This is a genomic window from Streptomyces sp. NPDC014995 (genome assembly GCF_043080745.1).
GTDB lineage: Bacteria > Actinomycetota > Actinomycetes > Streptomycetales > Streptomycetaceae > Streptomyces.
The window spans coordinates 258,958-280,735 of record NZ_JBIBVX010000014.1 but is presented as its reverse complement, the minus strand read 5'-3'; the positions used below and the strand labels follow the sequence as shown (position 1 = coordinate 280,735).

19 protein-coding genes are annotated in these 21,778 nt (G+C 72.9%); 10 read left to right on the top strand and 9 right to left on the bottom strand.

The window, feature by feature from the left end; genetic code table 11:
- Positions 1-210: 210 nt before the first annotated feature.
- Together ACF1A1_RS27840 and ACF1A1_RS27835 are read right to left on the bottom strand one after the other, a co-directional pair.
- Complete coding sequence (locus ACF1A1_RS27840; RefSeq protein WP_392003719.1) at positions 211-1,131, bottom strand: hypothetical protein; 921 nt, start codon at positions 1,129-1,131, stop codon at positions 211-213.
- The gene (locus ACF1A1_RS27835; RefSeq protein ID WP_392003717.1) at positions 1,128-2,297 is read right to left on the bottom strand and encodes an SPFH domain-containing protein; all 1,170 of its coding nucleotides are present in this window, start codon (positions 2,295-2,297) and stop codon (positions 1,128-1,130) included. The genes ACF1A1_RS27840 and ACF1A1_RS27835 overlap by 4 nt, the downstream gene beginning before the upstream one ends.
- A gap of 136 nt (positions 2,298-2,433) precedes the next feature.
- Between ACF1A1_RS27835 and ACF1A1_RS27830 the strand changes: the two genes are divergently transcribed.
- From ACF1A1_RS27830 to ACF1A1_RS27820, 3 genes are all read left to right on the top strand, one after another.
- Positions 2,434-3,657, top strand: coding sequence for an arginine deiminase (locus ACF1A1_RS27830; protein WP_392003715.1), 1,224 nt, complete (start codon positions 2,434-2,436; stop codon positions 3,655-3,657).
- A gap of 97 nt (positions 3,658-3,754) precedes the next feature.
- Entirely contained in the window at positions 3,755-4,762 is a 1,008-nt protein-coding gene (gene argF / locus ACF1A1_RS27825; RefSeq protein ID WP_392003713.1) for an ornithine carbamoyltransferase, read from the top strand.
- 142 nt (positions 4,763-4,904) lie between these two features.
- The gene (locus tag ACF1A1_RS27820; RefSeq protein ID WP_392003711.1) at positions 4,905-6,338 is read left to right on the top strand and encodes an amino acid permease; all 1,434 of its coding nucleotides are present in this window, start codon (positions 4,905-4,907) and stop codon (positions 6,336-6,338) included.
- Here the strand turns inward: ACF1A1_RS27820 and ACF1A1_RS27815 are convergent.
- Positions 6,292-6,750: an ATP-binding protein gene (locus ACF1A1_RS27815; protein ID WP_392003709.1), complete on the bottom strand. Its 459-nt coding sequence runs from the start codon at positions 6,748-6,750 to the stop codon at positions 6,292-6,294. The genes ACF1A1_RS27820 and ACF1A1_RS27815 overlap by 47 nt on opposite strands.
- Positions 6,751-7,068: 318 nt before the next feature.
- Here ACF1A1_RS27815 and ACF1A1_RS27810 point away from each other — a divergent pair, with 318 nt between their 5' ends.
- Both ACF1A1_RS27810 and ACF1A1_RS27805 read left to right on the top strand, forming a co-directional pair.
- On the top strand, positions 7,069-7,896 hold the full coding sequence (locus tag ACF1A1_RS27810; RefSeq protein ID WP_392003707.1) for an enoyl-CoA hydratase family protein: 828 nt from the start codon (positions 7,069-7,071) through the stop codon (positions 7,894-7,896).
- 170 nt (positions 7,897-8,066) lie between these two features.
- A complete protein-coding gene (locus tag ACF1A1_RS27805) occupies positions 8,067-10,328 on the top strand; it encodes a bifunctional salicylyl-CoA 5-hydroxylase/oxidoreductase (protein WP_392003760.1) in 2,262 nt (753 codons plus the stop codon).
- Between the two features lie 12 nt (positions 10,329-10,340).
- Here ACF1A1_RS27805 and ACF1A1_RS27800 read toward each other — a convergent pair whose 3' ends face one another.
- Together ACF1A1_RS27800 and ACF1A1_RS27795 are read right to left on the bottom strand one after the other, a co-directional pair.
- Entirely contained in the window at positions 10,341-11,165 is an 825-nt protein-coding gene (locus ACF1A1_RS27800; RefSeq protein ID WP_392003705.1) for a PaaX family transcriptional regulator C-terminal domain-containing protein, read from the bottom strand.
- Between the two features lie 15 nt (positions 11,166-11,180).
- A complete protein-coding gene (locus tag ACF1A1_RS27795; protein ID WP_392003703.1) occupies positions 11,181-12,797 on the bottom strand; it encodes an AMP-binding protein in 1,617 nt (538 codons plus the stop codon).
- Between the two features lie 170 nt (positions 12,798-12,967).
- Between ACF1A1_RS27795 and ACF1A1_RS27790 the strand changes: the two genes are divergently transcribed.
- A complete protein-coding gene (locus ACF1A1_RS27790) occupies positions 12,968-14,098 on the top strand; it encodes an acyl-CoA dehydrogenase family protein (protein ID WP_392003701.1) in 1,131 nt (376 codons plus the stop codon).
- Complete coding sequence (locus ACF1A1_RS27785) at positions 14,095-14,496, top strand: RidA family protein (RefSeq protein ID WP_392003699.1); 402 nt, start codon at positions 14,095-14,097, stop codon at positions 14,494-14,496. The genes ACF1A1_RS27790 and ACF1A1_RS27785 overlap by 4 nt, the downstream gene beginning before the upstream one ends.
- On the opposite strand, the gene ACF1A1_RS27780 is transcribed toward ACF1A1_RS27785, so the two are convergent.
- Entirely contained in the window at positions 14,497-14,685 is a 189-nt protein-coding gene (locus ACF1A1_RS27780; RefSeq protein WP_392003697.1) for a DUF5999 family protein, read from the bottom strand.
- A 360-nt stretch (positions 14,686-15,045) separates the two neighbouring features.
- On the opposite strand from ACF1A1_RS27780, the gene ACF1A1_RS27775 reads away from it, so the two are divergent.
- Complete coding sequence (locus ACF1A1_RS27775) at positions 15,046-16,641, top strand: SulP family inorganic anion transporter (protein WP_392003695.1); 1,596 nt, start codon at positions 15,046-15,048, stop codon at positions 16,639-16,641.
- A 48-nt stretch (positions 16,642-16,689) separates the two neighbouring features.
- Here ACF1A1_RS27775 and ACF1A1_RS27770 read toward each other — a convergent pair whose 3' ends face one another.
- Positions 16,690-17,259, bottom strand: coding sequence for a hypothetical protein (locus tag ACF1A1_RS27770; protein WP_392003693.1), 570 nt, complete (start codon positions 17,257-17,259; stop codon positions 16,690-16,692).
- Positions 17,260-17,804: 545 nt separating this feature from the next.
- Between ACF1A1_RS27770 and ACF1A1_RS27765 the strand changes: the two genes are divergently transcribed.
- Positions 17,805-18,602, top strand: a complete 798-nt coding sequence (locus tag ACF1A1_RS27765) for a serine/threonine protein kinase (protein WP_392003691.1) — start codon at positions 17,805-17,807, stop codon at positions 18,600-18,602.
- Positions 18,599-20,146, top strand: coding sequence for a serine/threonine-protein kinase (locus tag ACF1A1_RS27760; protein WP_392003689.1), 1,548 nt, complete (start codon positions 18,599-18,601; stop codon positions 20,144-20,146). The genes ACF1A1_RS27765 and ACF1A1_RS27760 overlap by 4 nt, the downstream gene beginning before the upstream one ends.
- Positions 20,147-20,191: 45 nt before the next feature.
- On the opposite strand, the gene ACF1A1_RS27755 is transcribed toward ACF1A1_RS27760, so the two are convergent.
- Both ACF1A1_RS27755 and ACF1A1_RS27750 read right to left on the bottom strand, forming a co-directional pair.
- Positions 20,192-21,343 (bottom strand): hypothetical protein, encoded by a 1,152-nt coding sequence (locus ACF1A1_RS27755; RefSeq protein ID WP_392003687.1) that lies wholly within the window; start codon positions 21,341-21,343, stop codon positions 20,192-20,194.
- Positions 21,340-21,708, bottom strand: coding sequence for a hypothetical protein (locus tag ACF1A1_RS27750; protein ID WP_392003685.1), 369 nt, complete (start codon positions 21,706-21,708; stop codon positions 21,340-21,342). The genes ACF1A1_RS27755 and ACF1A1_RS27750 overlap by 4 nt, the downstream gene beginning before the upstream one ends.
- Positions 21,709-21,778: the final 70 nt, after the last annotated feature.

Below are 21,778 nucleotides of genomic sequence, written 5' to 3'. Positions count from 1 at the left end.
CGGCAGCAGCCGTGTCCGCCTCCCCGAGGAGGCCGTGCCGCGACGTTCCTTCGAGGAGGCGTTCGTCCGCACCCCGCGGGGCACCGCCCTGTCGGGCTGATCCGCACCTCGCTGTTCATGCACGGCAACCGCGTTACTGCTCCCGCAGCCGCCCCACGACCCCGACCCACTCACCGACGGCAGCCGCTGCCGGCCAGGCGCACGCACCCCTCACCCCACCAACCGCAACCGCTCCCCGCACACCCCCACCCGCACCGTCTGCCCCCACGTCAGTTCCACCGCATCGCTCTCGATCCCGTCCCCGAAGGCGATGAGCCGTTCGGACTCGACGGTGAGCGCCAGTCGCCCTCCGGCCGCCAGTTCCCCCGCCACCAGCGAGGTCCCCGTCGCCGGGGACGGCCACGCCTCCCGTACGAACCACAGCAGCCGTCGCTCCGACGGCCCCGGCAGCCGCAGGCCGCCCGTGCCCCCGCCCCCGCTCCCGCCCCGCTCCTGCCACACCGACCGGATCCACCCGGTCGCCCCCGTGCCCGTGCCCACGAGCACCCCGGAGGAGGCCTGGGCCTCGACGACACCCCCGTCGTCCTCGAGGCCCAGGCGGTACCGGGCGGTCTGGTGACCGGCCGCGCCGAGGTAGATCTCGTTGAGGGCCACCAGCCGCTGCGTGTCGTCGGCGACGGCCTCGACCATGGTCAGCTCGTCCACGCCCGTACCGGCCGCGAGCACCGAGGGGAGGAGCACAGCGGCGTCCCGCGGCCGGTGGCGGACCAGGACACCCGGATTGCGTCCGGGGTCGGTGTCGATCCCCACCACCGGCTGCCCTTGGAGGTACTTGGCGACGTTCGCCACCAGCCCGTCCTGCCCGACCACGACCACCACGTCCTCGGGCGCGAACAGGAACCGGTCCAAGTCGGCCCGCTCGACCCGCGTCTGGCGCCACGTGAGTGGGATCGCCGCGGTCACCTCGGCCAGCGCCCGTCGCGTGCGGCGGTGCCGTTCGGCGACCTCCTCGATGTCCCGGCCGCGCGAGGCGAGGAAGAAGGCGGCCTGGCCGTGCGTGCCGTGCCGGGCCACCAACTCCTCGTACTCGCTGGTGCGGTGGACCAGCACGGCCCGCGGGGCGAGGCTCACTCCCGGTCCCCGGCACCGAGCTTGGCCAGCAGCCCGGTCAGCACGTCCGGCGAGATCGTCACGCTGTCGATGTGCGGCAGGTTCTCGGCGAGCCGGGTGCCGGTGAGGGCGTGCAGGGTCGCGACATCGACGTCCGCGTGCACCCGGAGCCAGGCCGCCTGCGCCTGGGCCCGCGCCTCGCCCACCTCGCGCGCCGCCTCCGCCTCCGCGCGGGCGAGCCGGACCGTGCGCGCCGACTCCGCCTCCGCCAGCCGCTCGGTGCGCCGTGCCTCGGAGTCGGCCAGCCGGACCTGCTTGTCCGCCTCCGCCTCGGCCAGCTTCACCGCGCGCGCGGCCTCCGCCTCGGCCAGCCGCACGGACCGGGCCGCCTCGGCCTCCGCCAGCCGTACCGTGCGCGAGGCCTCCGCCTCCGCCCGTACCTTGTCCGCGGCCGCGCTCTCCTCCGCCTCGCGCCGGGCGTTCGTACCGCGCTGCTCGACCAGGCCCTCCTCGCGCCGGGCGAGTTCGATCTTGCTGGCCAGTTCGTTCTCGGCGATCGTCCGCTCCCGCTCGACGGCCACCGCCCGCCGCTCGTACGTCGCCCGGTCGGCCTCCTGCTGGATCTGCTCGCGGGCGGGGGTGCGCAGCGCCCGTTCCACCTCGGGCTCCGGCCGCAGCGCGACGACCCGCACGGCGACCACCTCGATCCCCGTGGCCGGCAGTCGCGGCTCCGCCGCCAGCCCCGCCGCCACGCGCTCGCGCACCGCCGTCACCCCGTCGACGAGCGCCGCCGACAGCGGTGTACGGGCGAGCACGTCCAGCGCGTGCTGCTGCGCCGTCTCCGTCAGCAGCGTGCCGAGCTGTTCCAGGGGCGCGCCCCGCCAGGCCCCGGTGTCCGGGTCGATCGAGAAGTCGAGGCGGGCGGCGGCGACGGCCGGGTCGCTGATGCGGTAGGTGACCGTGGCCTGCACGGCCACGTCCTGGAAGTCCGCCGTACGGGCGTGGAAGGTCATCGCCAACTCGCGGTCGTCGACCGGAACTTCGGAGAGCGCGGCGGTCAGCGAGCGGAACCAGAAGCTGAGCCCCGGACCGTCGTGCACCAGCCTGCCGGAGCGGTGGTGCCGGATGTGCGCCGTCGGAGCGCCCCGCAGATGGCGCAAGCCCAGACGCCGGGTGATGTCGGCCACGAGTCCCCCTCGTTCGCGATTTTCGTCAAGCAGACGATAATCGTCGGACGTACTTGTCGTCAAGAGGACGAAAACAAGGCGGGCGGAATCGGTCCAGTGGCGGGTGAAGGCGGTCCCCGGTGGTCAGGATGGAGTCATGGGATTCCACGTCGACTCCGAGGCCGGGCGGCTGCGCCACGTCATCCTGCACCGGCCGGATCTCGAGCTCAAAAGGCTCACCCCCAGCAACAAGAACGCCCTCCTCTTCGACGACGTGCTGTGGGTGCGCCGGGCGCGCGCCGAGCACGACGGCTTCGCGGACGTACTGCGCGACCGGGGCGTCGCCGTCCACCTCTTCGGCGACCTGCTCACCGAGGCCCTGGAGATCCCGGCGGCCAGATCACTCGTCCTGGACCGGGTCTTCGACGAGAAGGAGTACGGGGTGCTCGCCACCGACCACCTCCGCGCCGCCTTCGAGAACCTGCCCGCACCCGAACTCGCGGAGCTCCTCGTCGGCGGCATCACCAAGCGCGAGTTCCTGGAGGCGCACCCGGAGCCGACCTCGGTCCGCTTCCACGTCATGGAACTCGACGACTTCCTCCTCCGCCCGCTCCCCAACCACCTCTTCACCCGCGACACCTCGGCCTGGATCTACGACGGCGTCTCCATCAACGCGATGCGCTGGCCGGCCCGGCAGCGCGAGACCGTGCACTTCGAGGCGATCTACCGCTACCACCCGCTCTTCCGTGCGGAAACGTTCCACGTCTGGTCCGAGGGGCAGGCCGACTACCCCTCCACCATCGAGGGCGGGGACGTCCTGGTGATCGGCAACGGCGCGGTCCTCATCGGCATGAGCGAGCGCACCACGCCGCAGGCCGTCGAGATGCTCGCCCACAAGCTGTTCGCGGCCGGCTCGGCCGAGACGATCGTGGCCCTCGACATGCCCAAAAGGCGTGCCTTCATGCACCTCGACACCGTGATGACGATGGTCGACGGCGACACCTTCACCCAGTACGCGGGCCTCGGCATGCTCCGCTCGTACACCATCGAACCGGGCGTCGGCGAGAAGGAACTGAAGGTCACCGACCATCCGCCGGAGCACATGCACCGCGCGATCGCGGCCGCCCTCGGCCTCAGTGAGGTCCGCGTCCTCACCGCCACCCAGGACGTGCACGCGGCCGAGCGCGAGCAGTGGGACGACGGCTGCAACGTGCTCGCCGTCGAGCCGGGTGTCGTCATCGCCTACGAACGCAACGCGACCACCAACACCCACCTGCGCAAACAGGGCATCGAGGTGATCGAGATCCCCGGCAGCGAGCTGGGCCGGGGAAGGGGCGGGCCGCGCTGTATGAGCTGCCCGGTCGAACGGGCGGCCGTGTAGGAGACGGGCGCATGCAGCCGCATACAAATGCTGAACGTCGTATAGACTTCCAAGGTCCCAGTCACTGCATGTCCTCACCGCATCTCTGGAGCGCCCCATGGCGACAGTCCCGACCGCCCTCGCCGGCCGCCACTTCCTCAAGGAGCTGGACTTCACCCAGCAGGAGTTCCGCGGCCTGATCGAGCTGGCCGCCGAGCTGAAGGCCGCCAAGAAGGCCGGGACCGAGACGCGGTACCTGAGCGGCAAGAACATCGCCCTGATCTTCGAGAAGACCTCGACGCGCACCCGCTGCGCGTTCGAGGTCGCCGCCGCCGACCAGGGCGCGTCGACCACCTACCTCGACCCGTCCGGCTCGCAGATCGGCCACAAGGAGTCCGTGAAGGACACCGCGCGGGTGCTCGGCCGGATGTACGACGGGATCGAGTACCGCGGCGACAGCCAGCAGAAGGTCGAGGAGCTGGCCGCCTTCGCCGGCGTACCCGTCTACAACGGCCTCACCGACGACTGGCACCCCACCCAGATGCTCGCCGACGTGCTCACGATGACCGAGCACAGCAGCAAGCCGCTGGACGGGATCACCTTCGCCTACCTCGGCGACGCCCGCTTCAACATGGGCAACTCCTACCTGGTCACCGGCGCCCTGCTGGGCATGGACGTGCGCGTCGTCGCCCCCAAGACCTACTGGCCGGCCCAGGAGATCGTCGACCGCGCCCGCGAACTCGCCGGGACCAGCGGGGCCCGTGTCACCCTCACCGAGTCGCTGGAGGAGGGGGTGCGCGGCGCCGACTTCGTCGCGACCGACGTGTGGGTGTCCATGGGCGAGCCCAAGGAGGTCTGGGACGAGCGGATCGCCGCCCTCGCCCCGTACGCGGTGACCATGGACGTCCTGCGGGCGACCGGCAACCCGGACGTGAAGTTCCTGCACTGCCTGCCGGCCTTCCACGACCTGGGTACCAAGGTCGGCCGCGAGATCCACGAGGCCCACGGCCTGGACTGCCTCGAAGTGACCGACGAGGTCTTCGAGTCGGCCCACTCGGTCGTCTTCGACGAGGCCGAGAACCGCCTGCACACCATCAAGGCCGTGCTCGTGGCGACGCTGGCCTGAGAGCGCTACGAAACACACCTTCACCAGGCCTTATGCTGTCCGGCGGCCCGGAACACCCCTTCCGTGGCCGCCGCGCGACGCGACCGCGTCGCCCGCGACACACCCCGTCGCACCCGCACCACCGGAAAAGAGCACCACCCGCATGCCCCGCACCAAGTCCCCGGCCCTTCTCGTGGCCGAATCCGGCGCCGACCGCGAAGGCCACGGCCTGCGCCGCACGATGGGCCTCTTCCAGCTGGTCTGTTTCGGCGTCGGCGCGATCGTCGGCACCGGCATCTTCGTCGGCCTGTCCGACTCGGTCGCCCAGGCCGGTCCGGCCGTCGTCCTCTCCTTCGTCCTCGCCGCGATCACCTGCGTGTTCACCGCGTTGGCGTTCGCCGAGCTGGCCGGCGCGATCCCGGTCTCCGGCTCCTCGTACTCCTTCGCCTACGCGAGCCTGGGCGAGACCACCGCCTTCCTCGTCGGCTGGTGCCTGCTCCTCGAATACGGCGTGTCCGTGAGCGCCGTCGCCGTCGGCTGGAGCCAGTACGTCAACGAACTCCTGGAGAGCCTCACCGGCCTGCGGCTGCCCGCGGCCCTCTCCGGCGGACCCGGCGACGGCGGGATCGTGAACCTCCCGGCCGTCCTGGTCATCGCCATGGCCGCCGTCCTCCTCGTCCGCGGAGTGCGCGAGAGCGCCCGGGCGACCGCCGCGATGGCCGTGCTCAAGCTCGCGATCCTCGTCGCCTTCTGCGCCATCGGCCTCAGCGCCTTCCGGGACGGCAACCTCACGCCCTTCACCCCGGCCGGCCTCGGCGGCATCGGCGCCGGCACCACCGCGGCCTTCTTCTCCTACATCGGCTTCGACGCGATCACCACGGCCGGCGAGGAGGCCAGGAACCCCCGCCGGGACGTTCCCGTCGCGATCCTCGTCTGCATGGGCCTGGTCACCCTGCTGTACTGCGCGGTCGCGCTCGCCGCGATCGGCGCCGTCGGCAGCGACGAGGTCGCCGGCCGCCCCGCCGCCCTGTCGTACGTGGTCAACCAGGTCACCGGCTCCTCCGTCGGCGGCGGGATCGTCGCCTTCGGCGCGGTCGTCGCCATCGCGTCCGTCGTCCTCGCGGTGATGTACGGCCAGACCCGCATCCTGCTGTCCATGGCCCGCGACGGACTCGTCCCGCGCGTCTTCGAGAAGGTCTCGCCCCGCACCGCCACGCCCGTCGCCGGCACCCTGATCGTCGCGGTCGTCTTCGCGCTCCCGGCGGCCTTCGCCTCCCTCGACGCCGTGATGAACCTGTGCACCATCGGCACCCTCGCCATCATGGCCGTCGTCAACATCGCGGTGATCGCCCTGCGCCGCCGGGAACCGGACCTGGACCGCACCTTCCGCGTCCCGCTCGTCCCCGTGCTGCCCCTGCTCGGCGTCGGCTGCTGCCTGTACCTGATGTACGAGACGGGCTGGACGACCTGGCTCCAGTTCGCCCTGTTCCTCGCCGCAGGTCTCGTGCTGTACGCCCTCTACGGGCGCCGGAACTCCCGGTTGCCGCGGGTCACGCGGGACGCGGACGCCACTGCGGCGGAACCGCAGCCAGTCTGAACCACACCGCCTTGCCCGACTCCGTGGGGCGGTGACCGCAGGACGAGCTCAGGGAACGGATCAGCAGCAGCCCGCGCCCGTGCTCCTGCCACGGGTCGGGCTCCCCGCCGGGCGGACGCGTCAGGTCGCCGGGCGGCACCGGGTCGGGGTCGTGCACCTCGACCTGGCAGCCGGCCGGCAGCAACTGCACCACCAGCTCGATCGGTGCGTCCCCGGCCGTGTGCTCCACCGCGTTCGCCACCAGCTCGGCGGTGAGCAGCTCCGCCGTGTCGCTGTCCGCCCCGTGCTCCAGCTCGGCCAGCGCCGTACGGACCAGTGCGCGCGCCACGGGCACCGCCGCGGCGGAGTGCGGCAGCGCGACGCGCCAGGAGGCGGGAGAGGCAGGGCGTTCGTGCAAGGCGAGTCCGTTCATGGCGCAGGTTCCTGTACTCGGCATCAGGTTGTCCTGCTTTCAACTTCAGGAATGGTACGGCGGCCTCCGGCCAGGCGCAGGGCGGTCGCCGTTCGGGACCTCCGGCCCCGTCACCGGCGGCTTACCCGGCTCAACGGTCCCGCTCGCACCCAAGATCCCCTTGTTACCGCGTTATCGACGACCGGTGACGCCTGTGACGCGGACCGGTCACGCGGTACACCCCCGTCGCATACCCGCCCCGCTTATCGCGCACTCCTGACGACAGTCACATAAAGGTGATAATTTTTGAGGCGACCACTCGTCGAGGAGGCCGCCCTCATGAGTCCCTTCACCGGCTCCGCCGCCCGCACCTCCGACTGGCACCACCTCCGCGTCACCCACGCCGACGGCGTCGCCACCGTCACCCTCGCCCGCCCCGAGAAACTCAACGCGCTCACCTTCGGCGCCTACGCCGACCTGCGCGACCTGCTCGCCGAACTCTCCCGGGAACGCTCGGTGCGCGCCCTGGTGCTGGCCGGTGAGGGACGCGGTTTCTGCTCCGGCGGTGACGTCGACGAGATCATCGGCGCCACCCTCGCCCTGGACACCGCCCAGCTCCTCGACTTCAACCGGATGACCGGGCAGGTCGTGCGGGCCGTACGGGAGTGCCCGTTCCCGGTGATCGCGGCGGTGCACGGGGTGGCCGCGGGCGCCGGTGCCGTCCTCGCGCTGGCCGCGGACTTCCGGGTCGCCGACCCCACCGCCCGCTTCGCGTTCCTCTTCACCCGCGTCGGTCTCTCCGGCGGCGACATGGGCGCCGCCTACCTGCTGCCCCGGGTGGTCGGTCTCGGCCACGCCACCCGGCTGCTCATGCTGGGCGAGCCGGTGCGCGCGCCCGAGGCCGAGCGGATCGGCCTGATCAGCGAGCTGGCCGAGGACGGCCGGGCGGACGAGGCGGCACACCGGCTCGCCCGCCGCCTCGCCGACGGCCCGGCCCTCGCGTACGCCCAGACCAAGGCACTGCTCACCGCCGAACTGGACATGCCGCTGTCGGCAGCGGTCGAACTGGACGCGGCCACCCAGGCCCTGCTGATGAACGGCGACGACTACGCCGAGTTCCACGCGGCTTTCACGGAGAAGCGCCCCCCGAAATGGCAGGGGCGGTGAGGATGGCGGCGCAGGGGCGGCGACCGTCCGCGGCCGGCGCGAGGACGCCCACCCCGGGGACGCGGGGTACCGCGCGACCAGCAGCCACAGACGACCCGGACGCGCACGACCTGGACACGCACGACCCGGACGCGCACGACCCGGACGCGCGTGACAGGAGCGGCCGCCCCCTGCGCGTCGCGATCGTCGGCGGCGGCCCCGGCGGCCTCTACGCCGCCGCCCTCCTCAAACGCCTCGACCCCAGCCGGGAGATCACCCTCTGGGAGCGCAACGCCCCCGACGACACCTTCGGCTTCGGCGTCGTCCTCTCCGACGAAACCCTGGGCGGCATCGAACACGCCGACCCGGTGGTGTACCAGGCCCTGCAACGGCACTTCGTCCGCTGGGACGACATCGACATCGTCCACCGGGGCACCCGCCACACCGCCGGAGGCCACGGCTTCGCCGCCCTCGGCAGGCAGCGGCTCCTGGAGATCCTGCACGAGCGCTGCCGCGCCCTCGGTGTCGACCTGCGCTTCCATACGGAGGCGCCGTACCCGGGGTGGCTCACGGAGGCGTACGACCTCGTCGTCGCCGCCGACGGTGTGCACAGCACCACCCGCGAGGCCTACTCCCATGTCTTCCGCCCCCATGTGGTCAGCCACCACTGCCGCTATGTCTGGCTGGCCGCCGACTTCGCCTTCGACGCCTTCCGCTTCGAGATCGCCGAGACCGAGCACGGCGTGATGCAACTGCACGGCTACCCCTACGCGGCCGACGCCTCCACGGTGATCGTCGAGATGCGCGAGGAGGTGTGGAGAGCCGCCGGCTTCGACGAGCTGGGGGAGCAGGAGTCGGCCGACCGCTGCGCCAAGATCTTCGCGGACGCGCTCGGCGGCCGGCCGCTCCGGTCCAACAAGTCCGCCTGGACCACCTTCCGCACGGTGATCAACGAACGCTGGTCGCACGGCAACGTCGTCCTGCTGGGCGACGCCGCCCACACCGCCCACTTCTCCATCGGCTCCGGCACCAAGCTCGCCGTCGAGGACGCCCTCGCCCTGGCCGCGTGCCTGCACGAGCAGCCGTCCCTGGAGCGGGCGTTGAGCGCCTACGAGGAGGAGCGCAGGCCCGTCGTGGCCTCCACCCAGCGCGCCGCCCGTGCCAGCCTGGAGTGGTTCGAGAACCTCGCCCTGTACGTCGGCCAGCCGCCCCGCAGGTTCGCCTTCAACCTGCTCACCCGCAGCCGCCGCGTCACCCACGACAACCTGCGCCTGCGCGACGCGCGCTTCACCGAGGCCGTGGAGCGTGAGTTCGGCTGCCCGCCCGGCACACCGCCGATGTTCACCCCCTTCCGGCTGCGCGGCCTGACCCTGCGCAACCGGGTCGTCGTCTCCCCGATGGACATGTACTCGGCGACCGACGGCCTCCCCGGCGACTTCCACCTCGTCCACCTCGGCGCCCGCGCCCTCGGCGGGGCCGCGCTGGTGATGACGGAGATGGTGTGCGTGTCCCCCGAGGGGCGCATCACGCCCGGCTGCACCGGCCTCTACACCGGCAGGCAGGCCGAGGCGTGGCGGCGGATCACCGACTTCGTGCACACACGGGCGCCGGGCACCGCGATCGGCGTCCAGCTCGGACACTCCGGACGCAAGGGCTCGACCCGGCTGATGTGGGAGGGCATGGACGAACCGCTGCCCGACGGCAACTGGCCCCTGGTGGCCGCCTCCGCGCTGCCGTACAAGCCGGGGAGCCGGCTGCCCCGGGAGCTGAGCCGGGCCCAGCTCACCGACCTGCGCGAACAGTTCACGGCCGCCGCCTGGCGGGCCGTGCGGGCCGGTTTCGATCTGCTGGAACTGCACTGCGCGCACGGCTATCTGCTGTCCGGCTTCCTCTCCCCCCTGACCAACCGCCGCACGGACGCCTACGGCGGCTCGCTCGCGCGGCGGCTGCGCTTCCCGCTCGAGGTGTTCGACGCCGTCCGGGCCGTGTGGCCGGAGGAACGGCCCATGACGGTCCGGATCTCCGCCACCGACTGGGCCGAGGGCGGCACCACCGCCGAGGACGCCGTGGAGATCGCCCGGGCGTTCGCCGCGCACGGCGCCGACGCGATCGACGTGTCCACCGGGCAGGTCGTCGCCGAGGAGACACCGGAGTTCGGGCGGTCGTACCAGACGCCGTTCGCCGACCGGATCCGCAACGCGGTGGGCATTCCCGTGATCGCGGTCGGCGCGATCTCCTCCTGGGACGACGTCAACTCGCTGATCCTGGCCGGACGCGCCGACCTGTGCGCCCTGGCCCGCCCGCACCTGTACGACCCGCACTGGACGCTGCACGCCGCCGCCGAACAGGGCTACGACGGCCCGGGCGTCGTCTGGCCGGCGCCGTACCGGGCGGGCAGCCGGCCGCCGCGCACCGGGCGCACGGACGCGCCCAAACCCCGTCTGTCCCTGTAGCGACCGAGAGGATCAGGCGGTCGGCGGCACCCCGGCGAACTCCGCCCCCGCGTCCCGCAGCCGCTCGTGCAGCCCCCGGAACACGGCCGCCGAGCGCGCGCCCGGCCAGTCCCCGGGAAGCAGACGGGCGGGCAGTCCGGGGTCGGCGTAGGGGAGGTGCCGCCAGGAGTCCAGGGCGAGGAGGTAGTCGCGGTAGGCCTCCTCCTCGGGAGTGTCCGTGCGCCGCTGCCAGGCGTGCAGGACGCCCTCGTGGCGGTCGAGGAACGCCTCGTGCTGCTTGGCGATGGCCGCCAGGTCCCACCAGCGGGCGACGGACTCCACGGTCGGCGCGAAGCCGAGGTGCTCGCCGCGGAAGAAGTCGACGTACGGGTCCAGGCCCAGCCGGCGCAGGGTGTGGCGGGTCTCCTCGTACAGCCGGGCGGGCGCGATCCACACGCCGGGGGCGGCCGTGCCGAAGCCCAGACCGGCCAGCCGGGAGCGCAGCAGGTGCCGCTTCTGCCGCTCCGCCTCCGGCACGGAGAACACCGCCAGTACCCAGCTCTCCTCCTCGGGCGGCGCGGCGGCGTAGATCCGCCGGTCGCCGTCCTCGAGCAACTGCCGTGCCTGCGGCGACAGTTCGTAGCCCGCGGCGCCCTGAGCCGTGCGGGCCGGCAGGAGCAGTCCGCGCCGTTTCAGCCGGGACACCGAAGAGCGCACGGAGGGCGCGTCGACGCCGACCGCGGCGAGCAGTCTGATCAACTCGGCGACGGGCACCGGGCCCGGCGCGAAGCGGCCGTACGCGCCGTAGAGCGTGACGATGAGAGACCGAGGTGCGGGCTGATCGGACACGTTGATCATCTTAGGTCGTCGGCATCACTGCTGGTCACCATCGGTGTCCGCAGCGGCGTCACCGCCGGTGCGCAGCCGGAATCGCTGGAGTTTGCCGGTCGCGGTGCGCGGCAGGGAGTCCAGGAAGACGATCTCGCGCGGACACTTGTACGGCGCCAGCTCGGCCTTGACGAAGGCGCGCAGCGCCTCCGCGTCCCGCCGCACGCCCGCGCGCAGCACGGCGTACGCCACCACGACCTGCCCGCGCGCCTCGTCCGGGCGCCCGACGACCGCCGCCTCGACGACGTCCGGATGCCGCAGCAGGGCCTCCTCGACCTCGGGGCCCGCGATGTTGTACCCGGCCGAGACGATCATGTCGTCGGCGCGGGCGACGTACCGGAAGTAGCCGTCGGGCTCGCGGACGTAGGTGTCGCCGGTGATGTTCCACCCGTCGCGTACGTACTCGGGTTGACGCCGGTCGGCGAGGTAGCGGCAGCCGACCGGGCCCCGCACGGCGAGCAGTCCGGGCCGGCCGTCGGGGACGGGCTCGCCCTGCTCGTCCTGCACGCGCGCGTCCCAGCCGGGGACGGGCACGCCCGTGGTGCCGGGCCGGACGCGCTCGTCGGCGGCGGAGATGAAGATGTGCAGCAGCTCGGTGGCCCCGATGCCGTTGATCAGGCGCAGCCCGGTCCGCTCGTGCCAGGCGCGCCAGGTGGCCGCGGGCAGGTTCTCGCCGGCCGACACGCAGCGGCGCAGCGACGACAGGTCGTGTCCGTCGAGGTCGTCGAGCATCGCGCGGTAGGCGGTCGGCGCGGTGAAGAGCACGGACACCCGGTGCCCGGCGATGGCGGGCAACAGCTGCCGGGGGCCCGCCTGTTCCAGCAGCAGCGCGCTCGCGCCGGCCCGCATCGGGAAGACGAGCAGGCCGCCGAGGCCGAAGGTGAAGCCGAGCGGGGGACTGCCGGCGAAGACGTCGTCCGCTTCGGGCCTGAGCACATGCCGCGAGAAGGTGTCGGCCACGGCGAGCACGTCCCGGTGGAAGTGCAGGCACCCCTTCGGCCGTCCGGTGGTGCCGGAGGTGAAGGCGATCAGCGCCACGTCGTCGGCGGCGGTGTCCACGGCCCGGTACGGCGTGTCCGGCGCGGGCCGGCGCAGCAGGTCGTCGGGGGCGTCGCCGCCGTAGGTGGTGATGCGCAGACCGGGTGTCTCGGACTTGGCGAGGTCGTCGACCGCCCGGATGTCGCACAGGGCGTGCCGTACCCGGGCGATCTCGCACATCGTGCGCAGCTCGTGCGGCCGCTGCTGGGCCAGTACGGTGACCGCGATCGCGCCCGCCTTCAGCACCGCCAGCCAGCAGGCCGCCAGCCAGGGCGTGGTCGGCCCGCGCAGCAGCACCCGGTTGCCCGGGACGATCCCGAGGTCACCGGTGAGCAGGTGCGCCAGCCGGTCGACGCGGGCGCGCAGCTCGCCGTACGTCCAGGCGGGGCCGGTGGGGGTGTGGAAGACGGGGCGGTCCGGGGCCGGGCCGGTGAGGAGTTCGGCGGCGCAGTTCAGCCGTTCGGGGTAGCGCAGCTCCGGCAGGTCGAAGCGGAGTTCGGGCCACTGACCGGGCGGCGGGAGGTGGTCGCGCGCGAAGGTGTCGACGTGGGCCGAGACGTTCATGGCGGGTCGCCCCCTTGCCTTGGTGGGCGCCTTCGGGGCGCCGTGACGGGCGTCGTGGTGGGCTCGCGCACCGAGCGTATCGTGTTGGTGACGACAGTCAACGGTTCGCGATACCGTCGGGGGAGGCAGAGGGAGGGCCCAGAGAGGCCTTCGGAGAGAGGGGCCCGGCGATGCCCGCATTCTCACTCGGACCGGAGCGGACCGCCTGGTGTGCCGAACTGCGCGCACTGGCCGCCGACCGGTTGCGCCCGCTCGCGGACAAGGGCGAACCGGGCCGCGTCAACCGCCCGCTCGTCGCCGAACTCGGCCGCCTGGGGCTGCTGGCACGCCTGTTCACCTCCGGCGCCGTCGACCTCTGCCTGATGCGCGAGTCCCTGGCGTACGCCTGCACGGAGGCGGAGACCGCGCTCGCCCTGCAGGGGCTGGGCGCACACCCGGTCCACGCCCACGGGAGCGCCGCCCAGCGGGACCGCTGGCTGCCCCGCGTCGCCGACGGCGGCGCGGTGGCCGCCTTCGCGCTCAGCGAGCCGGGCGCCGGCTCGGACGCCGCCGCACTGTCCCTGGCCGCCGAGCGGGACGGGCCGCACGGCTGGCGCCTGACCGGCGAGAAGTGCTGGATCTCCAACGCTCCCGAGGCCGACGTCTACACCGTCTTCGCCCGCACCACCGAGGGCGCCGGCGCCCGGGGCGTCACCGCCTTCCTGGTCCCCGCCGACCGCCCCGGCCTCACCGGCTCCGCCCTCGACCTGCTCTCCCCGCACCCCGTCGGAGCCCTCGACTTCGACGCCGTCCCGGTCACCGCGGCCGACGTGCTCGGCGAACCGGACCGCGGCTTCCGGGTCGCCCTGGGCACCCTCACCCTCTTCCGCCCCAGCGTCGGCGCCTTCGCGGTCGGCATGGCCCAGGCGGCCCTCGACGCCACCCTCGCCCACACCGCGGGACGCGACGCCTTCGGCGGCAAGCTGAGGGACCTCCAGACGGTCGCCCACCAGGTCGCCGAGATGGCCCTGCGCACCGAGGCGGCCCGCCTGATGGTCTACGCGGCGGCGACGGCGTACGACACCGGAGCCCCGGACGTGCCACGCCGGGCCGCCATGGCCAAGCTGCTCGCCACCGAGACCGCGCAGTACGTCGTCGACACGGCCGTCCAACTGCACGGAGCGCGGGCGCTGCGGCGGGGCCACCTGCTGGAGCACCTCTATCGCGAAGTCCGCGCACCGCGCATCTACGAGGGGGCGAGCGAGGTCCAACGCGCCGTCATCGCGAAGGAGTTGTACGCGGACCTGGAGGCCGGACGGTGACCGCCGAGCGGGTCAACCCGCCCGGGCTGTCCCCGCCGACCGGCTTCTCGCACGCGGTCGTGGCCACCGGCTCCCGGGTGGTGTTCCTGGCCGGGCAGACCGCGCTCGACGCCGACGGCAAGGTGGTCGGGGAGACGCTGCCGGAGCAGTTCGAGCGGGCGCTCGGCAATCTGCTGGCCGCGCTTCGGGCGGCGGGCGGTGCGCCCTCGGACCTGGCGCGCGTCACGGTGTACGTCACGGACGTCGCCGCGTACCGGGCCCGTGCCGCCGAACTGGGCCGGGTGTGGCGGGACTTGGCGGGCCGGGACTACCCGGCGATGGCGGTCGTCGGGATCGTGCGGCTGTGGGACGAGCGGGCCCTGGTCGAATTCGACGGGTTCGCCGTCCTGGCGGACTGATCAGGCGGCGACGGCCAGCTGCTCGGTGGTCACCCGGTGCGGGGCCACGACCCGGCCGTCGGGCAGCAGCTCGCCGGAGTCGTCGAAGACGAGCGTGCCGTCGCACAGCAGGCTCCAGCCCTGCTCGGGGTGGGCGGCGACGATGTGCGCGGCGTCCGCGCGAGCGCTGGGGGACCGGTGGTTACACATGGCGCACCTCCACGTCGGTGGGGCCGGCCCTTCGGCGGGCCCCGTGCTCCGACCATGCGCCCGCCGGGACGGCGTCGCCAGAGGACGGCGTGGACCGTGACAGCACCAGGACAACTCCACGACCGTTCGCCGACGCCCGGTCGCGGACGCGCCACCGCCGCGGACTCACCACCGAAGGGGTGACGGCCACGGCGCGGATCCGGGCGCGGCGCGCCGCGCCCCCGTCCGCCGCCCTCGGCGGCACAGGTCGCCGGCCCGGATCGTCGGGGCCGCCCGGACGGTCGATCGTGTGACGGCATTCCTCGGAGCACGCCCGCGCCGGTTGCCGGTGGAATGCCAGCACATCGCATATGGCCATTCTTGGTCTTGCCTTTAGATAACCTATGCGTACTCTTTAGGGTCGGAGCGCCGGGAAGTCTGGTCGGCAACTCAGCCCCCTATGGGGCGAATCCAGCATGCTGTCGACCGAAATGGGGGCTGATGTACCAGCGCATCGCGCGGGAAATCCTTGCCGGCCTGACGGTGGCCATCGTGGCGCTGCCGTTGGCAATCGCATTCGGTATCGCGGCGACCGGCACCTCCGAGGGAGCACTCGTCGGACTGTACGGCGCGATTTTCGCCGGATTCTTCGCGGCCCTGTTCGGCGGTACGCCCGGCCAGGTGACCGGCCCCACGGGCCCCATCACCGTCGTCGCCACCGGAGTCATCGCCGCACACGGACTGGAATCCGCGTTCATCGCGTTCTTCATGGCCGGCGGGTTTCAGATCCTGTTCGGACTGTGCAGGCTCGGATCGTTCATCCGCTACATACCGCACCCCGTGGTGTCGGGTTTCATGGGCGGCATCGCGCTGATCATCATCCTGGGCGAACTGGACCAGGTGCAGAGAAGTTTTCTGGTGGTGGCGGGCACGATCGTGCTCATGCTCGCGTCCGCACGAGTGATCAAGTCCATTCCGGCGAGCCTGATCGCGCTCGTGATCATGACCTTGGCCCTGCGGCTCGCGGACCCGTTCCTGCAGGACGTGCGCGTCGGACCGGTCGCGCTCAACACGGCGATCGACTACATAGGCCGTATTCCGGAGTCGATTCCCTCGGTCGACATCCCCGAGTTCAGCGGCTCGCTGATCCTCACCCTCGTCCTGCCCGCGCTCAGCATCGCGCTGCTGGGCTCCATCGATTCACTGCTGACCTCGGTGGTCATGGACAACATCACCGGCAACCGGCATCGCAGCAACAAGGAACTGATCGGCCAGGGACTCGGCAACGCGGTCAGCGGACTGTTCGGCGGCCTGGCCAGCGCCGGCGCCACCGTCAGGTCCGTGGTCAATGTCAGAAGCGGTGGCCGCACCGCACTGTCGGCGGCCACGCACAGCGTCATTCTCCTCGTTCTCGTGGTCGGCCTCGGGGCCGTCGTCCAGTACATTCCGCTCGCGGTGCTGTCCGGGATCCTGGTACTGACCGCGATCGGCATGTTCGACTGGGAGAGCCTGCGCAAAGCGCATGTCTCGCCGCGGGGTGACGTCGTCGTGATGTTCGCGACGATGATCGTCACCGTGCTCGTCGACCTGACCGTGGCGGTCGCCGTCGGTGTGGCCCTGGCGCTCGCCGTGCACGTCGTCAAGTCGCGTCGGCGGCAGGCCTCGGTCGTCCACGACGGCGCCGACACCTACCGCATCGAGGGGCCGCTGTCGTTCCTCTCCGTCGACCGTGTCTTCTCCACACTGCGCAACGACCGGTCGAACCTGTCGCTGAGCCTGAAGGACGTGAGCTACATGGACATGTCGGGGGCGAAGGCGTTGCTGACCTTCATCGACCACTCGCACAAGTCCGGCGTCGAACTCGGCATCAAGGACCTGCCCCCGCACGTCGCGGCCCGGCTGGTCGCACTGGCCAACGAGGAACAGCGTGACAAGCTCGAAAGCGTCGTCGAGGACCGCCTGATCGGACTCCCTTAGCCCCGTCCGGCGGGGCCGCCACCCGCCGGAAGGCCCCTTTGCGCGTGGTCACGCGAGCAACTGGCGTACGAGCGTCGTGTCCGCCGCCCACCGATCCCAGAGCCGCGGGGACCAGCCCCGGCCGGTGACCAGCAGGCCGTAGGTCTCCGGGCCGAGGGCGGCCAGGGCGTCGTCGGCGTCGTCGTGGCCGCCCCGCAGCCTGCCGCCGGTCCTGGCCGTCAGGGCCTCGGCGAAGCGGAACCGGACCGTGTGGCGCTGCTCCTTGTTGGCCCGCCGGAGCCCGGCCGACTCCGGATCGGCCGCGCCGCGGACCACCTCCGGAACCGGCGCGGCACGCTCCAGGACGCGGCGGGCGCCGGCGGCCTGGCGAGCGAGCCGGGCGGCGGGGTCGGGCTCCTCCACGACCTCGCGGGCCCAGGGCCGGTCCAGGGCCGCGACCGGATCGAGGTCGCCGGCACAGCGGGCCCTCCGCCCGGATGCGCGACCTTCGCCCTGCCGACGCGCTGGCGCGGGCCGGGCCGCGCCGGCGTGGTCGGCCGCCGTCCTGAGCCGGGTCCTGTCGCCGTCGCCGTTATGGCAGTGCAGGGCGCCGCAACAGCCCCGGGCGGACGGCTGCACGTCTTCGACGACGAGGCCCGGCTGAGCACGGTGGTGGCAGGCGTCAGGGCGACGACGCACCCACGACCGAGGTGACTACCACCACGGCGTGCACTTGCTCATGGACACAAAACAAGCACGCGGGCACGCCGACGCGGTCCTGACATTCATCAGGGGGTTGCCGCGCCGACCTCGGTCCGGGGACCGCTGATCCCTCCGTCGCGCCTCACCGTTTCCCTTGGCGCGACTCCCCGCGTCCCGGCTCCCGCAGCCGGTGAACGCCGAATGCACCGGCACGCCGGCTCGGCGCCGGCCCGGCATCCGGCCCGCCGCGCCCGACGTCCACCCGCCCGACCGGCGCGCCGGATGTCCGTACGCCCCACGGGAGTTCACCATGGGCACCACCCCGGACCGTGCGGCACCGGCACCCCGTCAGGGGCGGGCGCCCCGGTGCGGTGGGCGGTGCCGGCCGGTCCGCGTGGGAGGGGTGGGCACCGAGGCCGTCGGGACGGCGGCGAGTGAACATCCGCGCGTACAATCCACGCGGTGAATCGGGGGAGTCAGACATGGAAACGATCATCGTCCAGTTGCCGGGTCCCACGCAGTCGGCCGGGACCGGGACCGGCAGACCCGAGTTGCTGCACCTGGGGCCGGGAGAGGTCGTCGACTTCGGACGCGGGCCGACCGGTGGCGGGGGAGTGACCATACCCCTGACCGATCCCGGCATCTCTCGCCGGGCGGGGCAGCTGGAGGCGGCCGGGGACTACTGGCGGCTGTCCAACTTCAGCCGCAGCGTCTCCTACGTGGTGGAGAACCTCGAGGGCGCCGGCGAGTACATCACCGTGGCGCCGGGCCGCCTCGGCGCGCCCGTGCCGTTCGAGTTCTCCCGAGTGGTGCTGCCCGCGCTGACGGGGACCGCGGACTTCAAGGTGTTCGCCCCGCAGCACGCCTACCTCGGCGAGGACCGCGCGGACGGCACCGGGGAACAGACCGTCCACCCCTTCGCCCTGGACCCCACGTCCAAGTACTTCCTCGTCCTGGTCGCCCTGTGCGAACAGCGGCTGCGTGACGCCTCGGACACCGCCCTGCCCGGCGTGGGGGACATCGTGGAGCGGCTGCGTCCACTCGAGTCCTGCCACGATCTGACGCGCTCGGCGGTCAACTACCACATCGACTACCTGACCTTCGCCAAGCTGCGCCTCGACCTCGGCGACGAGACCACGGCCGACGGCACCCGCACCGGAGCAAAGCGTGCCCGACTCGCGTCCGTGGCGCTCCGCTTCGGTCTGGTCCGCGAGGAACACCTCGCCCTGCTGCCGCCCCGCGGTGCCGGGCGCCCCGCCCCGCAGGAGGCCCGCGCATGACGTCGTCCGAGGCCCAGGACCCCCTGGGAACCCCGCAGCCGCCCCGCCTCCCGGAGGGCTTCCGCATCGACGGCTGGGAGACCGGCGCGGTCATCGGCTCCGGCGGCTGGGGCACCGTCTACGAGGCCCGTACGGTCGCCGACGGCACCCCCGCGGCGGTGAAGGTGCTGCCGACCGACGCCCTGGCCCCCGGCCAGAGCGCCGCACTCGGCGAACTCGTCGAACGGGAGGTGCGGTTCAGTTCCGAGGCGAACCACCCCCACCTGGTCCGCACCCGTGCCGTGTGCACCGTCGACGCCCCGGACCTGCCCGCGCTGGACGGAGCCATCGCGCTGGTCATGGACCGGGCCGAGGCCAGCCTGAAGGACGTCCTGGACGCCGCCGGGACCGGCCGCCCGATCGCCGACGCGGACCGAGTCCTGCGCGGGGTCGCCGCCGGACTCGCCCACATGCACGGCGCCGGCTGGGTGCACGGCGACCTCAAGCCCGCCAACGTCCTGCTGGCCGCGGACGGGCAGGTGTGGCTCGCGGACTTCGGGCTGGCCACGGAACTCGACGGCAGCCACGCCCACCTGCCGCCACTCGGCACCCTCGACCACCTGCCGCCCGAGTGGTGGTCCCAGCGCACCGGCGTCCGCGGCTCCGTCATCCGGCCGACCGCCGACATCTGGGCCTTCGGCGTCCTCGCCCACCAGGTGCTCACCGGCGGCCTCCACCCGTTTCCCGGCGCCACCGCACGGGCCCGGTCGCTGGCCGCCCAGACCTACGCGCGCGGCACCGCGCCGCTGCGTCTGGACGCCGGCCTCGACGAGGGCTGGCGCCGGCTCATCACCGACTGCCTGGCCCCGGACCACGCCTCCCGCCTCCCGCACACGGCGCAGACTGTCGCGGCGCGGGTCGAGGAGCTGGCGGGCGGGCCGCGCCGCCGGCGCGGACGCCCGGTCCTCGCCGTCGCCGCCACCCTGACGGGCCTGGCCGCCGCCGTGGTCACCGGCACGCTCCTGCTCGGCGGCGGGGACTCCGAGGGCGACGACAGCCGCGAAGTCCCCGCCGCCGTCACCGGCGCGCGCAGCGCGGCACCCGGTGAGATCCCCGCGGACTCCGACGTGCCCGAGACGCTGCGCCCGGTCATCACGAAGGCCGCCCACCGCTGCACCGACGAGGAGATCACGCCCGCCCTGCTCGCCGCCCTGCTCAAGGCGGAGAGCGGTTTCGACGCGAACGCGGCCCGCCCGGCCACCGACGAGTTCGGCATCGCCATGTGGACGCCGTCGGTGTTCCGGGCCTGGGCCGTGGACGGCGACGGTGACGGCGACAAGGACCACATGTCGCCGCCGGACGCGATCGCCACCATGAGCGGGTACGTGTGCTGGCTCGACCAGCGGTTCAAGGAGGCGGGGATGCCGAAGAAGGACCTGCCCGCACTGGTCGCGGCCGGCTACCGCACGAGCGACCGCACCGTCATCGAACAGGGCGGCGTGCCCGAGCGGGTCCGGCCGCACGTCGACAAGGTGCTGCGCTACCTCGCCGAGTACGGCGGGTGAACCGGACCCCCGTCCCGGTTCACCCACCGTGGCTCCCGCCGCCCGTCACGGCTGCCGGTCGCCGCACTCCGGGACGTCCGGCAGCCGGTTGTCCGGCGAGCTGATGTAGATGTTGGAGACGTAGCCGCCGTACTGGGGCAGGTACGCCCACCAGTCGTTGGTGTACGGCGGCACGGTGACGACCTGGCCCCGCCGCTGACAGCCCACCAGGACCTCCACCCCGGCGGGCAGCCGCGTCAGCGCGTCGTCACCGGTGGAGGGGGCCCTGCGGACGTTCACGCCCTCGCCCCAGGTGCCGTACCACGTGCCGGCGGGCCGTGCGGCGCCCGGCACGTTCAGCGACCGCGTCAGCCGCCCGACGTCCGTGTACGCCTTCCCGTACGACGTACCGGCCGGGTGCAGGGTGAGCACGGCCACGATCGCCCGGTCGTCGGCACCCACCGTGCCCGTGGTGTGCAGCGCCGGCCGGGTCAGGTCCACCCCCGCCGCGGCGGGTGCCGGCTCCGCCGCCGCGGTGCCCTGCGGACCGCAGGTGCCCGCCGCGTACCGGCCCGACCAGCCCTGCTTCACCGCCCACGGCTGCTCGAACGCCCCGGCGATGCCGAAGTGCTGGTCGAAGCCGTCCGAGGCGCAGCGCGTGGACCGGCGCAGGTTGCCCATGACGAAGTCGCGCACGGGGGCGGGCGCCTGCTCCAGGACGTAGCGGTAGATCGTCACCGTGTCCCGGGCGGAGAGCGCGGTGTAGCCCCAGTACCCCTCGTACCCGGCGGGCGGCGGCGCGGTGTCGCTGAGCCCCAGTCGCGTCACCATCCGGCTGATGACCGCCGAGCCGCCGTTCGCCGCCCAGTAGTGGTCGGCCGCCGCGTCCTGGCTGCTGCGCAGCATCGGCTCCAGCCGGGCCCGGTCGGCGTCCGGGACCGTGTAGGCGGGCCCGCGGTTCCACAGGACGTCCAGGGCCAGCAGCAGTTTGACGACCGAGGCGGACCGGAACCGCGTGCTCGCGTTGAGCTGCTCGGTGAACGTCCCCGTCCGGCGGTCGAAGACCGCCACCCCGGCGGTGACACCGTCCGGTACCTGGGCGGCGGCCCGCACGGTGCTCCTCGCGGGCCGTGCGGCCGGTGCGTCGGCCACGGCGGACGCCGTCCCGGCCCACGTCAGCAGCAACGCGGCCAGGAGCGCCGTACGCGGTCTTCTCATGTGGGCCGCCACTCGGAGAGCGTGACCGAGTTGATGGGATCGAGATTGAAGTACAGGCCGTGCTGGGCGTAGACGGTGTCGTAGCAGTCCGTGCCGACGCTCCTGCACAGGTGCGCGAACGCGTAGTCGGACTGGTTGTTGAGCACCCAGTGGTAGCCGAACTGGTTGTAGATGCGGTGCGGCCCGTACGCCCAGAAGACGTGGCTGGGGCTGATGGCGGGGTCCTGGTTCTGCGGGTAGATGCACACCGCGCCGTACGGGCAGTTGGCCCACGAGCCGGCCGCATGGGCCTGGGACGCACCGCCCGCCGTCATGGCGGCGATCGCGAGAGCGAGCGCGGCCGCACCGCGGAGGAGTCTGCGCACGATGATGCCTTCCGGAGTCGTCCTGGTGTCGAAGCAGCCGGTGGCTGCACCGACACAGTAGGAAGACGCG